The following is a 17014-nucleotide window of genomic DNA, read 5'->3' as shown; positions in this document are numbered from 1 at the left end:
AGAGGTGTATCTATGAAGTTGTCTATTTCAAACTTGGTGGTTAATGGTGCTGTTGGAGTGACCATTGAATTGTTTATCCTAATTACAGAAAGTACCAAATAGCGCCTAGAGGGTTCGAATCCCTCACACTCCATAAAAACCACTTTACTACAAGCGGTCAATAGGCTATAGCCTATTGACCGCTTGCCGTTTTCTTGATTTTAAAGGGATGAGGAGGCGGACAATAGGGTTAGGCAAAATAGAAAGGGGAAATATGACAAAAATTGGGTATGCAAGGGTCAGCACGACTGACCAAAACTTGGATAGGCAACTGGATCAACTGAAGCACGTTGACAGGCTCTTTCAGGAAGTGGTCAGCGGTGTCAGCAAAGACCGCCCACAGTTGAAAGCCATGCTTGACTATATCCGTGAAGGGGATATAGTCGTTGTGACAGAGCTAGAACGACTTGGAAGAAATAACCAGGAGCTAACTGAAGTCATGAATCAGATACAAACTAAAGGGGCTACCTTGGAAGTGTTAAACCTTCCAACCCTTCGAGGGATTGAAGATGATAACTTGAGACGGCTTCTAAACAACTTAATTTTAGAGCTATACAAGTACCAGGCACAAGCTGAAAGGGAACGAATCAAGGAACGTCAAGCCCAAGGGATAGCTATTGCAAAAACTCAGGGCAAATACCAGGGCAGAAAGGCACTCTTTACTGAAGACGATAGCAGACTAAAACACGCCTTCGAGCTTTACCTTTCAGGAATGTCTGATAAAGACGTGGCAGGCTTAACAGGCATAAACGAGCGAACGTTTAGGCGCTACCGTGAAAAATATCAGATAAAAAGATAGTGATTTATATCATGATTTTAATAGTGATATAAATATTTATTAAAATCATGATTTCTATATTGATTTTTATCATGATTTATATTATAATAGAAGTATAGAAAAAGGGAGGAGAAAAGAAATAAATGAAATTACTCAGCTTTGTTGCCATCAAGGGTGGAGTCGGAAAAACAACTTTAGCCCTTCTAACAGGTCAGTATTTAGCTAGTCAAGGTCATAGAGTTTTATTTATTGATCTAGACCATCAAAGCAACCTAACACACTTTTATGACGTTTACGAGGATTCAGGAACAGTTGCTAATGTCTTTACTGGTTCAGGAGACGTGACCATTTTATCGGTTGCGCCTAACATTGATTTAATTGCAGGTTCTATGAGACTAGATGAAGCTGAAAGAAGACTTGAAACCAATCCTAATCAGAATATGTTTCTGTATGACTGGCTAGGTGAAAATCTTGAAGCAAAGAACCTAGCACAATACGACTATGTGATTTTAGATTGCAGACCTGACTTCGGGATTGCTACAAGAAATGCTATCGCTGTTAGTCATGCTCTTTTCAGTCCCATTACGCCAAGCGATTTTGCTTTTGAAGCGAAACAAAATCTTGAAGTCCGTCTTGACGAGTACAGAAAAACAGAAATTGTCCGTCCAAGCCGTGAGTCTCTAATTACTGCTAAACTCTACTTTTTGCCTAACATGATAAAGCATAATACGGCAAAATCGAAAGAGTTGTTATCTGTCCTTGAAAATGATGACAATGTTGTTGGTCAAATTCCTCAAAAGGAATTGTTTAACCGTGCATCAAAAGACAATACTGTTATTGACATCATGGCTGACCAAACATCACGAAACGAACACGAGGCTTTCTTTTCAGCTTTGGAAGAAACACTGATCCAAATTCAGACCGTGTCGGATAACTCCTAATATCAATCAATATAAAAATCATGATTTTAATAAATATTTATATCACTATTAAAATCATGATATAAATAGCTATTTAAAAAGAGGTATGCAATGGCTTTTGAAATCAAAAAGGACAAAATTAGTAAAGCGTTAGGCGAGACAATACCGTCAGTCCCTAAGGCAAAATCACAAGGGCGAAGAGCAGGTCGCCCATCAGGGAAGACCAAACATCCTTATCAGTTCACCTTGAAGCCCCAAAATCGAGAAAAGCTAGATAGGATTGCGGAGCAAGCAGGATATAGCGGAGCATCAACTTTCCTTGATAATTGGATTGAGAGTTATGAAGAAGAATAATCGTCAATATTTTTATCACAATTAAAATCATGATAAAAATCACTATAATATTATTTACGCAGGTGACCTATGCAACCAACCTATGAAATTGATAACCCCAACCTTTCCTATCAGACTAAACTTGACTTATGGCAGACTGGCTTTGGTCTTCAGCAAGTGGACGGTCTTGAGCCATCACGCTATATGGTTGAATTGGCTAAAGAGCAGATTGAAGGTAAGATTGAGTATCAACAAATTTATGACCAAATTACCAAATACCATGAAGAGACCGATGATAGCACGAAAGAAGCTGATATTGTCTCTTTAAGGATTGTAGAGCTGTTATCAAGCAACGCCTTCAAGTTTGCCCCAACCACTCTAAAATCAATCCATAAAGAGCTATTCTTTGGCGTTCTAAGCCAAGGTATTCCTTTAGGAGAATATCGCCATTATAACATCACTAAAAAAGAGCCGATTTTAGAGGGAGATAGCGTTATCTATGATCATTATCAAACTATCTCGGCTAGCTTAACCTATGATTTTGACCAGGAGTCACAATTTGACTATCGAGGGAAGACACCTGAAGAAATGGTCAAGCACTTGAAAAAGTTTGTATCGGGAATTTGGCAAATCCATCCGTTTGGAGAGGGCAACACCCGAACTGTTACGGTCTTCATGATTAAGTACCTACGTTCACTAGGCTTTGAAGTTGATAATAGCCCGTTCAAAGAGAATGCACGTTACTTCAGGGATGCCCTGGTTTTGGACAATGCAAAATTGCTGAAGAAAAATCCTGAATACCTGGATAGATTTTTTGAAAATCTATTGTTAGGTGGTCAACATGAGCTATCTCTAAAGAAAATGTATCAAGAGGTTTTACCAACTGCATCCGCTCCAAAGAACCAAAAAGACCAAGGTTTATCACTTTAGATATTGATTTTTATCACTATTAAAATCATGATATAAGCCAATGTTAAAATCACTATAAAAATATAGCCTCTTCCGTTTGGAGAGGTCTTTTTTCTTTTCTTGTTTTTGGGGTATAATAGGCGGTAGCGAAGATTGAGGTGACAAAAATGGATATAACCGTGTTAGACGAAAGAGAATTTTCAAGGCAGTTGAACCAAAATAATCAACGGGCTTTTCTGAAGATGATTGAAAACTATGAAAAATTCATTGCCCCTAGTATGCGAGCGCAGGGGTACAAAAGAATCAATCAAAAAGAGCGGACAGTTATTTTTTCTTTTGGAGAAATGACCTTTTCACGTAGCAGATGGAAGAAAGATGACACCATCCGAATCCCTGTTGATGAAAAGCTAGGACTAGAACCAAGATCGAGGTTTTCTCAGGAGCTACTTTACCAGGTGACCAAGCTTGCTAATTTTATGCCCTATCGTAAAGTTGTATCGGTGATGGAAATGTTAAAGGAAATCTATATCACCAAGAATACAGTTCAGCACGCTTTAGACGTGGCAGGTGAACTCCTAGCTGAAAAAGAGGAGTACGACTCCTTATCAGCTTCAGACTGGTCTGAAGATAACCAGGACAAAGTGAGAGCAAAGAAAGTCTATATTGAAGGTGATGGGGTTTGGGTCAAACAGGCAATGCCTGACAGGAAAAAGAAGTCTATTGAGTTAAGTCATTTTGTTGTCCATACTGGAAGCAAGAAGGGGAAGAGGAATATCTTAAAAGACAAGATAGAAGTTATCTCTACACGCTATCATAAAGCCAAAGATAGACTAATGGATTTGTTGACTAGGCATTTTGAAATTACTCCCGAAACGGTCATTGTGACTAATTCTGATGGTGGTAAAGGCTATTCTCCTACGGACTTTAAGGACTTAGTTAGTGCTTTTAAGCCTAAAGAGCATTTGCACTTTTGGGATGCTTTTCACGTGAATCAAGCCCTGAAAAAGAATTTACGTACTTTTCCTTTAGTGCTGACCAAACAAGCCTTTGAAGCGGTCAAGAGCCGAGATAAGGGGTTACTAAAAACGGTACTTGATACGGCTGAATCTTTGATTAAATCAGACAAAAAATTAGAGTCTTTTCAACGCTTCAGAAGACAACTTCTGAAAAACTTTAAATATACTGATCATCCTGAGAGCTTTGGACTCAGTAGCAAGGGTATTGGTATCATGGAATCTCAGCATCGAAAAGTGACGTATCGAATGAAAAATAGAGGTATGTATTGGAGTGAGAAAGGCGCTGATACTATGAGCCAAACCATTCTTTTAAACCATACAGGAGAATTGAGAGACCTCTTTTTCGGAGATTGGAGGAAATCCTACCAAACAATAAAAGACCAGGAAAAAGATTATCCTGGTCACTTTCAACATACTCAAAAATCAGATTATACACTACCACAGGTCAATCTCTCAAACCGAAAACCGAAGTATTGGGGAGCTCTTACCGATGAAAGGGATTGAAAAACAGATGAAACCATGATTTGTCAAGCCTTTTAGAAAAAAAGTTTGGGAAAATGCTTGCATTCCCCTCCCAAAGTGGTATAATGGAATTATAAAAAACACGAACAAAAGGCGCTGAGTGCTACTAACACTCAAACGCCCACCGATTAAACAACCAACACTTGTTCAATCAGTTTAAAGCTATTGTATCATCAAAAGAACAATAAATCAAGACTGGGACAGGAAAAAGTTGAAAGTTTCGGTCTTTTATTTACGTTCTATTGGTGATTTTTCATTTTCTCCCAAAAACAGACACACTCCAATAGTGCTTTTCCTCTTCTTCTTTCACAGAAAATATGGTATAATAGAGAGTAAAAAACTTTGAAAGAAAGAAAAAGATGAATTTAAAAGATTATATCGCAACGATTGAAAATTATCCTAAGGAAGGCATTACCTTCCGTGATATCAGCCCTTTGATGGCAGATGGAAATGCCTATAGCTACGCTGTTCGTGAAATTGTTCAGTATGCAACCGATAAGAAAATCGACATGATCGTGGGTCCAGAGGCTCGTGGATTTATTGTTGGCTGCCCAGTTGCTTTTGAGTTGGGGATTGGCTTTGCACCCGTTCGTAAACCAGGGAAATTGCCACGTGAAGTCATTTCTGCTGACTATGAGAAAGAGTACGGTATTGATACCTTAACCATGCATGCTGATGCGATCAAGCCAGGCCAACGTGTTCTCATCATAGATGATCTTTTGGCAACAGGTGGAACTGTCAAGGCAACGATTGAGATGATTGAAAGACTTGGTGGTGTTGTAGCCGGTTGTGCTTTCTTGATTGAGTTGGATGAGCTTAAAGGCCGTGAAAAAATCGGAGATTACGATTACAAGGTACTTATGCACTATTAATGAAAAACAGTCCTTGGGGCTGTTTTCTCTTCATCCGCTATATAAATTAACTATAGCTAGTTAGAGAAAAACTATAATTGAAAACTATATCTTCATACAGTATAATATAGGGAAGAAGTATTTGGAGGTTTTTACTTTCAAACAGACAACATCATTCCCGAAATAGAGAACTGTTAGGAGGGTATTATGCCGATTCGACTTGATAAAAAATTACCAGCTGTTGAGATTTTAAGGACAGAAAATATCTTTGTGATGGACGACCAACGGGCCGCTCATCAGGATATTCGCCCCTTGAGGATTTTGATTTTAAATCTCATGCCCCAAAAGATGGTAACAGAAACGCAACTTTTGCGGCATTTGGCTAATACACCGTTGCAATTAGATATTGATTTCTTGTATATGGAGACGCATCGTTCAAAGACGACTCGTGCCGAACATATGGAAACTTTCTATAAGACTTTTCCAGAGGTCAAGAATGACTTTTTTGATGGAATGATTATCACGGGAGCACCAGTGGAGCATTTGCCTTTTGAGGAGGTGGATTACTGGGAGGAATTCAAGCAGGTCATCGAATGGTCCAAGACGCATGTTTTTTCAACCCTGCATATATGTTGGGGTGCACAAGCAGGTCTTTATGTTCGCTATGCCGTTGAAAAGCACCAGATGGATCGGAAACTATCAGGTATTTACCCACAGGATACCTTAAAAGAGGGGCACCTTCTTTTTAGAGGTTTTGATGATCGCTATGTAGCTCCTCATTCTCGTCATACTGAGATTTTAAAAGAAGAAATCTTAAACAAGACCAATCTTGAGATTCTGTCAGAAGGTCCTGAGGTTGGGGTTTCCATCCTAGCTAGTCGAGATCTGCGTGAGATTTATAGTTTTGGCCATTTGGAGTACGATCGTGACACTTTAGCAAGAGAGTATTTTCGTGATTATGAGGCGGGGCTCGACCCTCATATCCCAGAGAACTACTTTAAAAATGATGATGTGAATGAGACACCGTGTCTCTGTTGGTCTTCATCAGCTGCCCTCTTTTTCAGCAATTGGGTAAACTATGCAGTTTATCAGGAAACCCCTTTTGACTGGAAAAAGGTAGAGGATGATGCGGCTGCATTTGGATATTTATAAGAGGAATTATGACATATTTTGACGCTTTCAAATCAGGGAACTTGGTTTTGCCAAGTGCCCTGCTCTTGCATTTTAAGGAACTCTTTCCTTCCAGCGAAGATTTTCTGGTCTGGCAATTTTTCTATTTACAAAATACCACAGCCCTAGGAGATGTTTCGCCTAGCCAAATAGCTGAAATCATTGGGAAAGAGGTGGCAGATGTCAACCAATCCATTTCGAATTTGACTGAAAATGGTTTGCTACAATATCGGACCATTGAACTAAATGGGGAAATTGAGCTGATTTTTGATGCTAGTCTGGCTTTTGAAAGCTTGGATAGCTTGCTAGATAGCCAAACTCCAGCTACAACTGCCCCAAACTCCAAAAATCAATTGAAGGATCTGGTTGAAACCTTTCAGCAGGAATTGGGGCGCTTGTTAACACCATTTGAAATCGAAGATCTTTCCAAGACTGTCAAAGAAGATGGAATCAAGGCGGATTTGATCAAGGAAGCTCTCCGAGAGGCGGTTTTTAATGGCAAACCAAACTGGAAGTACATTCAGGCAATCCTTCGTAACTGGCGCCATGAAGGTATCCAGTCTGTGGCTCAGGTGGAGGCCAAACGAGCAGAGCGAGAAGCGAACAATCCCAAACAAGTTCAGGCTTCAGCTGATTTCCTCGATGCTATGAATTTGTGGCAAGATTAGTCGCTTGAAAAATCTTGAAAATTAGAGTAAGGTTTGCAAGCTCCTTATAAATATGATAGAATAATAGTGAATAAAATGAAAAAAGAGGTATGTGAAATGTCACGTAAACCATTTATCGCTGGTAACTGGAAAATGAACAAAAATCCAGAAGAAGCAAAAGCATTCGTTGAAGCCGTTGCATCAAAACTTCCTTCATCAGACCTTGTTGAAGCAGGTATCGCAGCTCCTGCAGTTGATTTGACAGCTGTTCTTGCTGCTGCTAAAGGTTCAAACCTTAAAGTTGCTGCTCAAAACTGCTACTTTGAAAATGCAGGTGCGTTCACTGGTGAAACTAGCCCACAAGTTTTGAAAGAAATCGGTACAGACTACGTTGTGATCGGTCACTCAGAACGTCGTGACTACTTCCATGAAACTGACGAAGATATCAACAAAAAAGCAAAAGCAATCTTTGCAAACGGTATGCTTCCAATCATCTGTTGTGGTGAGTCACTTGAAACTTACGAAGCTGGTAAAGCGGCTGAATTCGTAGGTGCTCAAGTATCTGCTGCATTGGCTGGCTTGACAGCTGAACAAGTTGCTTCAACAGTTATCGCTTACGAGCCAATCTGGGCTATCGGTACCGGTAAATCAGCTTCACAAGACGATGCACAAAAAATGTGTAAAGTTGTTCGTGACGTCGTAGCAGCTGACTTTGGTCAAGAAGTTGCGGACAAAGTTCGTGTTCAATACGGTGGTTCTGTTAAACCTGAAAACGTTGCTTCATACATGGCTTGCCCAGACGTTGACGGTGCCCTTGTTGGTGGTGCGTCACTTGAAGCTGAAAGCTTCTTGGCATTGCTTGATTTTGTAAAATAATCTAGCTTATTCTAGACAGACAGTTAAAAGTACTAAGTGACTTTGACTGCCTGTCTTATTTTTACTTGGAGCATTCTTGTGAAAGAGGGATTTTTCTAGACTAGGAAAGTTCCTTAGGGAAAGAAAGGCGTGCAGATGCGCGCTCTTTTCTATATCAAAAAGTTATGAAAGGGGGAGTTATGCTCTATATTTGGTCTTATTTGAAAAAATATCCCAAGTGGTTATTCTTGGATTTCTTTGGAGCGGTTTTCTTTGTGATTGTCAATCTTGGACTGCCAACTGTTCTGGCTCGGATGATTGATGAAGGTGTGAATAAAGGGAATGAACAGCAATTGTATGTTTGGGCTGCAATTATGCTGGTGATTATCCTATGTGGAACCTTGGGGCGTATAGTCTTAGCCTACGCTGCTAGTAAGCTGACGACCAATATGGTCAAGGATATGAGGGATGATCTCTATGCCAAATTACAAGAGTATTCTCATCATGAATATGAACAGATTGGAGTGTCTTCACTGGTTACTCGCATTACCAGTGATGCCTTTGTTCTCATGCAGTTTGCAGAACAGACCTTAAAACTGGGTGTCATCACCCCCATGATGATGCTGTCTAGTATCTTAATGATCTTCCTGACCAGTCCGTCATTAGCCTGGATAGTGGCCTTTGCAGTACCTTTCTTAGCCGTGGTGGTCATTTATGTAGCGGTCAAGACTCGACCATTATCAGAGAAACAGCAGGCTACCTTAGATAAGATAAACCAATATGTCAGGGAAAATCTAATGGGACTCCGTGTCATTCGTGCCTTTGCCCGTGAGGAGTTTCAAGAGGAACGCTTTGCAGGACAAAATGCAGTCTATACAGCTAATTCCAATCGTCTGTTTAAACTAACCGGTTTGACGGAACCCTTGTTTGTTCAGATTATCATTGCCATGATTGTAGCTATTGTCTGGTTTGCTCTGGATCCTATAAAACAAGGAAGCTTGCAAATTGGGGACCTAGTAGCCTTTATCGAATATAGTTTCCACGCCCTCTTGTCCTTCCTTTTCCTATCCAATCTCTTCACCATGTATCCTCGTACAGCGGTTTCGAGTGAACGCTTGAAAGAGGTTATGGAGATGCCGATTTCTATTGATCCAAATGAAGGAGGAGTCAGAGAGACAGAAACTCACGGATATTTGGAATTTGAAAATGTCACATTTGCCTATCCTGGTGAGACGGAAAATCCTGTTTTGCACAATATTTCTTTCAGTGCTAAACCAGGTGAAACCATTGCTTTTATCGGATCGACCGGATCTGGAAAATCCTCTCTTGTGCAATTGATTCCTCGTTTTTACGATGTCACGCTTGGGAAAATCAAGGTTGATGGTGTCGATGTGAGGGATTACCGCCTCAAGTCTCTTCGTCAAAAGATTGGTTTTATCCCGCAGAAGGCTTTACTCTTTACAGGAACTATCGCTGAAAATATCCGCTATGGGAAGGAAGATGCTAGTCACAAAGACCTACATCAGGCAGCGGATGTGGCGCAAGCCAAAGATTTTATCGAAAGCCGAGAAGAAGGCTTTGCGACCCATCTAGCCGAAGGTGGAAGCAACCTTTCTGGAGGACAGAAACAACGTCTCTCAATTGCCCGAGCTGTTATAAAGAATCCTGATATCTATATTTTTGACGATTCTTTCTCAGCCTTGGATTATCGTACGGATGCCATTTTGCGCCGTCGTCTCAAGGAAGTAACACAGAATGCAACGGTTTTAATTGTTGCTCAACGTGTCGGAACCATCATGGATGCGGACCAGATCATCGTTCTGGATAAGGGTGAAATCGTGGGTCGTGGTCGACATGAAGAATTGATGGAGACCAATGCCATCTATCGTGAGATTGCTGAGTCGCAGTTGAAAAATGCATCTCTAACAGAAGAATAGGAGGAAATATGAAAACACAATCTAGTTTGGCTCGTTTGTGGAGCTATTTGAAAGCCTACCGTTTTTCTGTCTTCTTTGCAGTCTTTCTAAAAATTTTGAGTGTGGTCATGAGTGTCTTGGAGCCTTTTGTCTTGGGGTTAGCCATTACGGAGTTGACAAAAAATCTCTTAGATATGGCTAATGGTCTTGCAGGTGCTCGTATCAATACTGGCTACATCGGAACTGTTTTAATTATTTACCTCTTTAGAGGTCTCTTGTATGAACTTGGTTCTTATTATTCCAACTATTTCATGACCAATGCGGTCCAGTCCATGACTCAGGATCTGCGAAATGAAATGACTGAAAAGATCAATCGTATCCCTGTGTCTTTCTTTGACAAACACCAATTTGGTGATTTGTTGGGGCGCTTTACCAGTGACGTTGAGACAGTGTCTAATGCTCTTCAACAGTCTTTCCTCCAAATTGTCAATGGCGTTCTGACGATTGTCCTCGTGATGGGAATGGTATTATACTTGAATTTTCAGTTGGCTATAGTGGTGATTCTATCCATTCCAGTGACCTATTTTGGTGCCAGAAGTATCCTGAAACGTTCTCAGCCTTATTTTAAAGAGCAGGCAGCTATTTTAGGACGGATGAATGGCTATGTGCAGGAAAATCTCACAGGTTTTAATGTCTTGAAACTCTACGGTCGTGAGGAAACTTCTCATAAAGAATTTTCTAAGATTACAGACGACCTCCAACGTGTTGGCTTTAAAGCCAGCTTTATCTCTGGGCTCATGATGCCAGCCCTTCATGCTGTATCGGACTTGACCTATCTGATCGTTGCAGTTCTTGGTGGTTTGCAAGTGATTGCGGGTCGCTTGACAGTGGGGAATATGCAGGCCTTTGTTCAGTACGTTTGGCAGGTCAGCCAGCCTATCCAAAACATCACACAACTTGCGGGTCAAATGCAAAGTGCTAAGTCTTCGCTAGACCGCATCTTCGATATCTTGGATGAGACAGAGGAAGTCAAGGGAGAAGAACTCGAAATCCTTGAACCCTTAACAGGTCAGGTGACCTTCCAACATGTTGACTTCCAGTATGTTGAAAACAAACCATTGATTCGAGACTTTAATCTAGAAGTTCAACCGGGAGAGATGGTGGCGATTGTTGGTCCTACTGGAGCTGGTAAGACGACCTTGATCAATCTGCTTATGCGCTTTTACGATGTCACAGCAGGCGCAATCTTGGTTGACGGGCAGGATATTCGCCAGTTGTCACGTCAAGACTATCGCCGTCAGTTTGGGATGGTCTTGCAGGATGCTTGGCTATATGAAGGTACGATCAAAGAAAACCTACGTTTTGGAAATCTTGACGCCAGTGACGAGGAAATAATAGAAGCTGCCAAAGCAGCAAATGTAGACCACTTTATCCGAACTCTTCCTAGTGGTTACAACATGGAGATGAACCAAGAGTCAAGCAATATTTCCCTAGGGCAAAAACAACTTTTGACCATCGCGCGTGCCCTCCTAGCCAATCCTAAAATTCTCATTCTGGATGAAGCAACTTCCTCTGTTGACACCCGTTTGGAACTCTTGATTCAAAAAGCCATGAAACGCTTGATGAAGGGAAGAACCAGCTTTGTTATCGCTCACCGTCTCTCTACTATTCAAGAAGCAGATAAGATTCTCGTTCTTAAGGATGGACAGATTATTGAGCAGGGAAATCATGAAAGCTTGCTCCAAGCAAAAGGTTTTTATTATGACCTGTATCAAAGCCAATTTTCAAGTAAATCCGAGCAAGTCGGCTAATTAAAACTGTCCAGACTATTCTTAAATTATCAGTCTATTACAACTTTTCTCAGATAGTACACTTTCCTTGCTATCGTTTTCTAGTAGTAGTATACTTATATTGTAACCACTAAGAAGATGGTTACAAAAAAATGAAAGAGGTAAGAAATATGGTTGAATTGAAAAAAGAAGCAGTAAAAGATGTAACAACATTATCTAAAACAGCGCCAGTAGCATTGGCAAAAACAAAGGAAGTATTGAACCAAGCAGTAGCGGACTTGTATGTGGCTCACATTGCCCTTCACCAAGTTCACTGGTATATGCGTGGTCGTGGTTTCCTCGTATGGCATCCAAAAATGGATGAATACATGGACAGCCTTGATGGCTATCTTGACGAAATCAGCGAACGTTTGATCACCCTTGGCGGCAAACCTTATTCAACTTTGACAGAATTCCTTCAACACAGTGAAATCGAAGAAGAAGAAGGAGAATTCCGTAACGTTGAAGAAAGCTTGGAACGTGTTCTAGCGATTTATCGTTACCTCATCGCTCTTTTCCAAAAAGCTTTGGATGTAACTGATGAAGAAGGCGATGATGTTACAAACGATATCTTTGTTGGTGCTAAGGCTGAACTTGAGAAAACAGTTTGGATGATTGCTGCAGAACTCGGACAAGCTCCTGGTTTGTAAGATATAGTTGCTACCCCTTTTATCATGAGGCGCTTGATAAGTGCCCATGACCAATCATCTTTTAAAAGTCATGTAACTGTAAAAAGTGCATGACTTTTTTTGTCTGCTGGACTTAGGACACATTGTCAAAAGTAGGATTTTACGGTATAATAGTTGCTGTTCGAGAAATTTTGATTTTCAAAGAATAGTGAAATGTTATAAGGAGAACCTATGAACAATTTACCAAATTGCCCAAAATGTAATTCAGAATATGTCTACGAAGATGGAAATCTCTTGGTATGCCCAGAGTGTGCCTATGAATGGAACCCTGCTGAAGTTGCAGAAGTAGAAGAAGGCGTTGTTGCTATTGATGCCAATGGAAATAAATTGGCCGACGGTGATACTGTAACCTTAATCAAGGACTTGAAAGTAAAAGGTGTGCCAAAGGATTTGAAACAAGGAACTCGTGTTAAAAATATCCGTATCGTAGAAGGTGACCACAACATCGACTGTAAGATTGATGGTTTTGGAGCTATGAAACTCAAGTCAGAGTTTGTTAAGAAAATCTAGCCATGAAACTGAATTACAAATTTATCTTTTATAGTCGTGTGCTCTTGTTTTTAGCGGCATTTACAGGAGTTTATTTAGAGATTACCAAGCACGGTGGCTTTGGTATGCTCCTTTACTACACAGTGTTGTCCAATCTTTTGGTAACGATTTTCACGGGCTATCTGCTTCGTGTTATGAGTCGCTCAGGTGAAAATTGGCAAAGTCCGACCTTGTTTCGTCTCAAGGGTGGCGTTACCATGAGTATCATGATTACCTGTGTGATTTATCATTTTATGCTTGCTCCGATTGCGACAGACTTTTACCGTGTGGAAAATTTCCTTTGCCACTATATCGTTCCACTCTGGTTTTTAGCCGACACCCTCTTCTTTGATAAACGGGGTCAATATAAGATCTGGGATCCAGTCTTGTGGACCATCTTGCCCTTGGTTTATATGATTTTTGCCTTGTTTAACGGCTTGGTCTTAAAACTCAATATTCCGAATTCCAAGGACAATCCCTTCCCATATTTCTTTTTAAATGTGAACAAGGGTTGGGACGTGGTTATCAAATGGTGTTTGATCATTTTTGTAGCCTATATGGTTGCAGGCTTCATCTTCTATCTGATCAAGCAAATCAAGCGAAAATAGTCTTCCTATGAGGAAAGTTAGGACGGAGTCTCTAGTTCAATCGGGCTCCTTCTTTTCTTGCCATCTTCCTTTTACAAGGATCAACAGTGAGAAATATATAGAAAGAAAATCCATGAAACAATATTTAGAACGGGCTAGTATTTTGGCCCTCTCCCTCGTTTTGATTACCTCCTTTTCCATCTCAAGTGCTCTGCCAGCCATGTTTGACTATTATCAGGGCTACCCCAAAGAACAAATCGAGCTCCTGGTCAGTCTCCCTTCTTTTGGAATCATGATTATGCTGGTTTTAAATGGGTTTTTGGAGCGTTTGCTTCCTGAGCGACTTCAGATTAGTCTGGGACTTCTCATCCTCTCTATCGGTGGAACAGCTCCCTTCTGGTATCAGGAGTACAACTTTGTCTTTGCGATGCGGATTTTATTTGGCTTGGGTGTGGGGATGATCAATGCCAAGGCTATTTCCATCATCAGCGAACGCTATCATGGAAAGACACGGATTCAGATGCTGGGTCTCCGCGGATCAGCAGAAGTTGTCGGGGCGTCGATTTTGACTCTAGTGGTAGGTCAACTCTTATCCTTGGGATGGACAGTGACCTTCTTGGCCTACAGTGCGGGATTTTTAGTATTGATCCTTTATCTGCTCTTTGTCCCTTATGGGAAAGAAAAGAAAGAAACAAAGAAAAAAGAGGCCGAAACAATTCGTTTGACAGGACAGATGAAAGGCTTAATTTTTCTATTGGCTGTCGAAGCAGCAGTTGTTGTCTGTACCAACACAGCTATCACCATTCGTATTCCTAGTCTGATGGTGGAAAGAGGTCTAGGGGATGCCCAGTTATCGAGTTTGGTTTTAAGTATCATGCAGTTGATTGGTATCTTGGCAGGTGTGAGTTTTTCTTTCTTTATCTCTCTGTTTAAAGAAAGGTTGCTCCTTTGGTCAGGTATCACCTTTGGATTGGGGCAGATTGTGATTGCCTTGTCTCCGTCATTGGGTGTGATGGTAGTTGGAAGTGTTGTGGCAGGTTTTTCCTACAGTGTGGCCTTGACGACTGTCTTTCAGCTTCTTTCTGAAAGAATCCCAGCCAAGCTCCTTAATCAGGCAACATCTTTTGCAGTGCTAGGATGTAGCTTTGGAGCCTTTACGACACCTTTCATTCTTGGGGCGATTGGCTTGGTGACTCAAAACGGTATGTTGGTCTTCACCATTCTAGGATGCTGGTTGATTGTCACTTCTATCTTTGTTATGTACGCACTTCAAAAGAGAGCTTAGGATTGGTTTCCTAAGTTTTTCTTTTCGGGAATTTTGTACCCAGACAATTTATATTCTTTGAACTTGTTTGCAGGATTATTTCTTGATAAAATAGAAGTTATGACAAGATATAAAGCAATCATTTCCTATGACGGGTATGCATTTGCTGGTTTTCAGCGCCAGCCTCATGCGCGGAGCGTTCAAGAGGAAATCGAAAAAACCTTAACGAGACTCAATAAGGGGCAAGCCATCACTGTTCATGGTGCTGGTAGGACGGACAGTGGGGTTCATGCTCTGGGTCAGGTTATTCATTTTGATCTGCCCTATCAGATGGATGAGGAAAAACTCCGTTTTGCTCTGGATACTCAGTCTCCAGAGGATATCGATGTGATTTCGATTGAGATCGTGGCAGATGATTTTCACTGTCGTTACGCCAAGCATAGCAAGACTTATGAATTTATCGTAGATAGGGGGCGTCCTAAAAATCCGATGCGTCGTCACTATGCTACTCACTTTCCCTATCCCCTCGATGTGGAGCGGATGCAGATGGCAATCAAAAAGCTAGAGGGAACCCATGATTTCACCGGTTTTACAGCGTCTGGGACTAGTGTAGAGAACAAGGTTCGTACTATTACAGAAGCCGGTCTTAGTGTTGATGAGACAGGCCAATTTTTGACCTTTACCTTCTCAGGAAATGGTTTCTTGTATAAGCAGATTCGCAATATGGTGGGGACGCTGCTCAAAATCGGAAATAATCGAATGCCAGTTGAGCAGATTGACTTGATTTTGGAGAAGAAGGACAGGCAGCTAGCAGGTCCAACGGCGGCACCAAATGGCTTGTATTTAAAGGAGATTCGTTATGAGGAATAATCGTATTTTAGCACTTTCTGGAAATGATATTTTTAGTGGTGGCGGTTTGTCAGCTGATTTGGCCACCTATACTTTGAATGGCTTGCATGGTTTTGTAGCAGTGACTTGTTTGACGGCTGTGACAGAAAAGGGTTTTGAAGTCTTTCCTACGGCTGATACTATTTTTCAACATGAGCTAGACAGCTTGCGTGATGTGGAGTTTGCAGGAATTAAGATTGGTCTTCTCCCTACTGTCAGTGTGGCTGAGAGGGCATTGGACTTTATCAAGCAACACCCAGGGGTGCCTGTAGTTCTAGATCCAGTCTTGGTCTGCAAGGAAACGCACGATGTGGCTGTCAGTGAACTCTGTCAAGAGTTGATTCGCTTTTTCCCTCATGTCAGTGTGATTACGCCAAATCTTCCTGAAGCAGAATTGTTAGCTGGTCAGGAGATTAAAACCTTGGAAGATATGAAGGCTGCAGCACAGAAATTGCATGAATTAGGAGCGCCAGCGGTCATTATCAAGGGAGGCAATCGCCTTAGTCAGGACAAGGCTGCAGATATCTTTTATGATGGACAAACCTTTACAGTTCTAGAAAATCCTGTTATCCAAGGCCAAAATGCTGGCGCAGGTTGTACCTTTGCCTCAAGCATTGCCAGTCACTTGGTTAAAGGGGATGAACTTTTAACAGCAGTAGAGAGTTCTAAAGCTTTCGTTTACCGTGCTATCGCACAAGCAGATCAATATGGAGTAAGACAATATGAAGCAAACCAAAACAACTAAAATCGCTCTTGTATCTCTATTAACCGCCCTTTCTGTGGTTCTAGGTTATTTCTTAAAGATTCCAACACCAACAGGTATTCTAACTCTCTTAGATGCGGGTATCTTCTTTGCAGCCTTCTACTTTGGTAGTCGTGAAGGGGCTGTAGTCGGAGGTCTAGCAGGTTTCTTGATTGACCTCTTATCAGGCTATCCACAGTGGATGTTCTTTAGCCTGATCAACCATGGCTTGCAGGGATTTTTCGCAGGATTTAAAGGAAAATGGCAATGGCTAGGCCTTATCTTAGCAACGATTGTTATGGTGGGGGGTTACGCCTTGGGTTCAACTTTGATGAATGGCTGGGCAGCAGCCCTACCAGAAATCCTACCAAACTTCCTGCAAAATATCGTGGGAATGGTTGTAGGGTTTGTGCTTAGTCAAAGTATTAAGAAAATTAAGTAAAGCGGCTGGAGAAAAGTTTTAAAAATCAGAAAAACGCATAATATCAGGTGTTGAAAAACCTTGATACTATGCGTTTTATTGTGGGAAGA

At 41.1% G+C, this 17014-nt stretch carries 18 protein-coding genes; all 18 read left to right on the top strand.

Translation table 11 applies throughout. The features are described from left to right. The first annotated feature begins 253 nt into the window (after positions 1–253). Positions 254–838, top strand: coding sequence for a recombinase family protein (locus tag M9H69_RS07385; protein WP_250315255.1), 585 nt, complete (start codon positions 254–256; stop codon positions 836–838). Between the two features lie 122 nt (positions 839–960). Continuing rightward, a complete protein-coding gene (locus M9H69_RS07380) occupies positions 961–1758 on the top strand; it encodes a ParA family protein (RefSeq protein ID WP_250315254.1) in 798 nt (265 codons plus the stop codon). 90 nt (positions 1759–1848) lie between these two features. After that, positions 1849–2091, top strand: coding sequence for a hypothetical protein (locus tag M9H69_RS07375; protein WP_000863487.1), 243 nt, complete (start codon positions 1849–1851; stop codon positions 2089–2091). Between the two features lie 69 nt (positions 2092–2160). After that, on the top strand, positions 2161–3000 hold the full coding sequence (locus M9H69_RS07370) for a Fic family protein (protein WP_001183258.1): 840 nt from the start codon (positions 2161–2163) through the stop codon (positions 2998–3000). A gap of 146 nt (positions 3001–3146) precedes the next feature. Continuing rightward, entirely contained in the window at positions 3147–4499 is a 1353-nt protein-coding gene (locus M9H69_RS07365; protein WP_250315253.1) for an ISLre2 family transposase, read from the top strand. A 377-nt stretch (positions 4500–4876) separates the two neighbouring features. Further along, on the top strand, positions 4877–5389 hold the full coding sequence (locus M9H69_RS07360) for an adenine phosphoribosyltransferase (protein WP_084940090.1): 513 nt from the start codon (positions 4877–4879) through the stop codon (positions 5387–5389). 186 nt (positions 5390–5575) lie between these two features. Beyond that, entirely contained in the window at positions 5576–6520 is a 945-nt protein-coding gene (gene metA / locus M9H69_RS07355; protein WP_250315252.1) for a homoserine O-acetyltransferase MetA, read from the top strand. An 8-nt stretch (positions 6521–6528) separates the two neighbouring features. Beyond that, complete coding sequence (locus M9H69_RS07350; RefSeq protein WP_250315251.1) at positions 6529–7206, top strand: DnaD domain-containing protein; 678 nt, start codon at positions 6529–6531, stop codon at positions 7204–7206. A gap of 96 nt (positions 7207–7302) precedes the next feature. Next, on the top strand, positions 7303–8061 hold the full coding sequence (tpiA, locus tag M9H69_RS07345; protein WP_000087900.1) for a triose-phosphate isomerase: 759 nt from the start codon (positions 7303–7305) through the stop codon (positions 8059–8061). A gap of 179 nt (positions 8062–8240) precedes the next feature. After that, entirely contained in the window at positions 8241–9977 is a 1737-nt protein-coding gene (locus M9H69_RS07340) for an ABC transporter ATP-binding protein (protein WP_250315250.1), read from the top strand. A gap of 8 nt (positions 9978–9985) precedes the next feature. After that, complete coding sequence (locus M9H69_RS07335) at positions 9986–11767, top strand: ABC transporter ATP-binding protein (protein WP_250315249.1); 1782 nt, start codon at positions 9986–9988, stop codon at positions 11765–11767. Positions 11768–11916: 149 nt separating this feature from the next. Beyond that, positions 11917–12435 (top strand): Dps family protein, encoded by a 519-nt coding sequence (locus tag M9H69_RS07330; RefSeq protein WP_084872675.1) that lies wholly within the window; start codon positions 11917–11919, stop codon positions 12433–12435. Between the two features lie 210 nt (positions 12436–12645). Continuing rightward, positions 12646–12984 carry a zinc ribbon domain-containing protein YjdM gene (locus tag M9H69_RS07325; protein ID WP_173257664.1) on the top strand — a complete coding sequence of 113 codons (339 nt, stop codon included), beginning with the start codon at positions 12646–12648 and terminating at the stop codon, positions 12982–12984. A 2-nt stretch (positions 12985–12986) separates the two neighbouring features. Then, complete coding sequence (locus M9H69_RS07320) at positions 12987–13610, top strand: Pr6Pr family membrane protein (protein ID WP_250315248.1); 624 nt, start codon at positions 12987–12989, stop codon at positions 13608–13610. A gap of 112 nt (positions 13611–13722) precedes the next feature. After that, entirely contained in the window at positions 13723–14874 is a 1152-nt protein-coding gene (locus M9H69_RS07315; RefSeq protein WP_195215444.1) for an MFS transporter, read from the top strand. Positions 14875–14973: 99 nt separating this feature from the next. After that, positions 14974–15723: a tRNA pseudouridine(38-40) synthase TruA gene (gene truA / locus M9H69_RS07310; protein WP_250315247.1), complete on the top strand. Its 750-nt coding sequence runs from the start codon at positions 14974–14976 to the stop codon at positions 15721–15723. After that, entirely contained in the window at positions 15713–16486 is a 774-nt protein-coding gene (locus tag M9H69_RS07305; RefSeq protein WP_250315246.1) for a bifunctional hydroxymethylpyrimidine kinase/phosphomethylpyrimidine kinase, read from the top strand. Before truA ends, M9H69_RS07305 begins: the two co-directional genes overlap by 11 nt. Further along, a complete protein-coding gene (locus tag M9H69_RS07300) occupies positions 16464–16925 on the top strand; it encodes an ECF transporter S component (RefSeq protein WP_009729907.1) in 462 nt (153 codons plus the stop codon). The genes M9H69_RS07305 and M9H69_RS07300 overlap by 23 nt, the downstream gene beginning before the upstream one ends. The last annotated feature ends 89 nt before the right edge of the window (positions 16926–17014 follow it).

It is taken from the genome of Streptococcus oralis (genome assembly GCF_023611505.1).
In the GTDB taxonomy this organism is placed as follows: domain Bacteria; phylum Bacillota; class Bacilli; order Lactobacillales; family Streptococcaceae; genus Streptococcus; species Streptococcus oralis_CT.
This window is presented reverse-complemented; position numbering and strand designations above follow the sequence as displayed.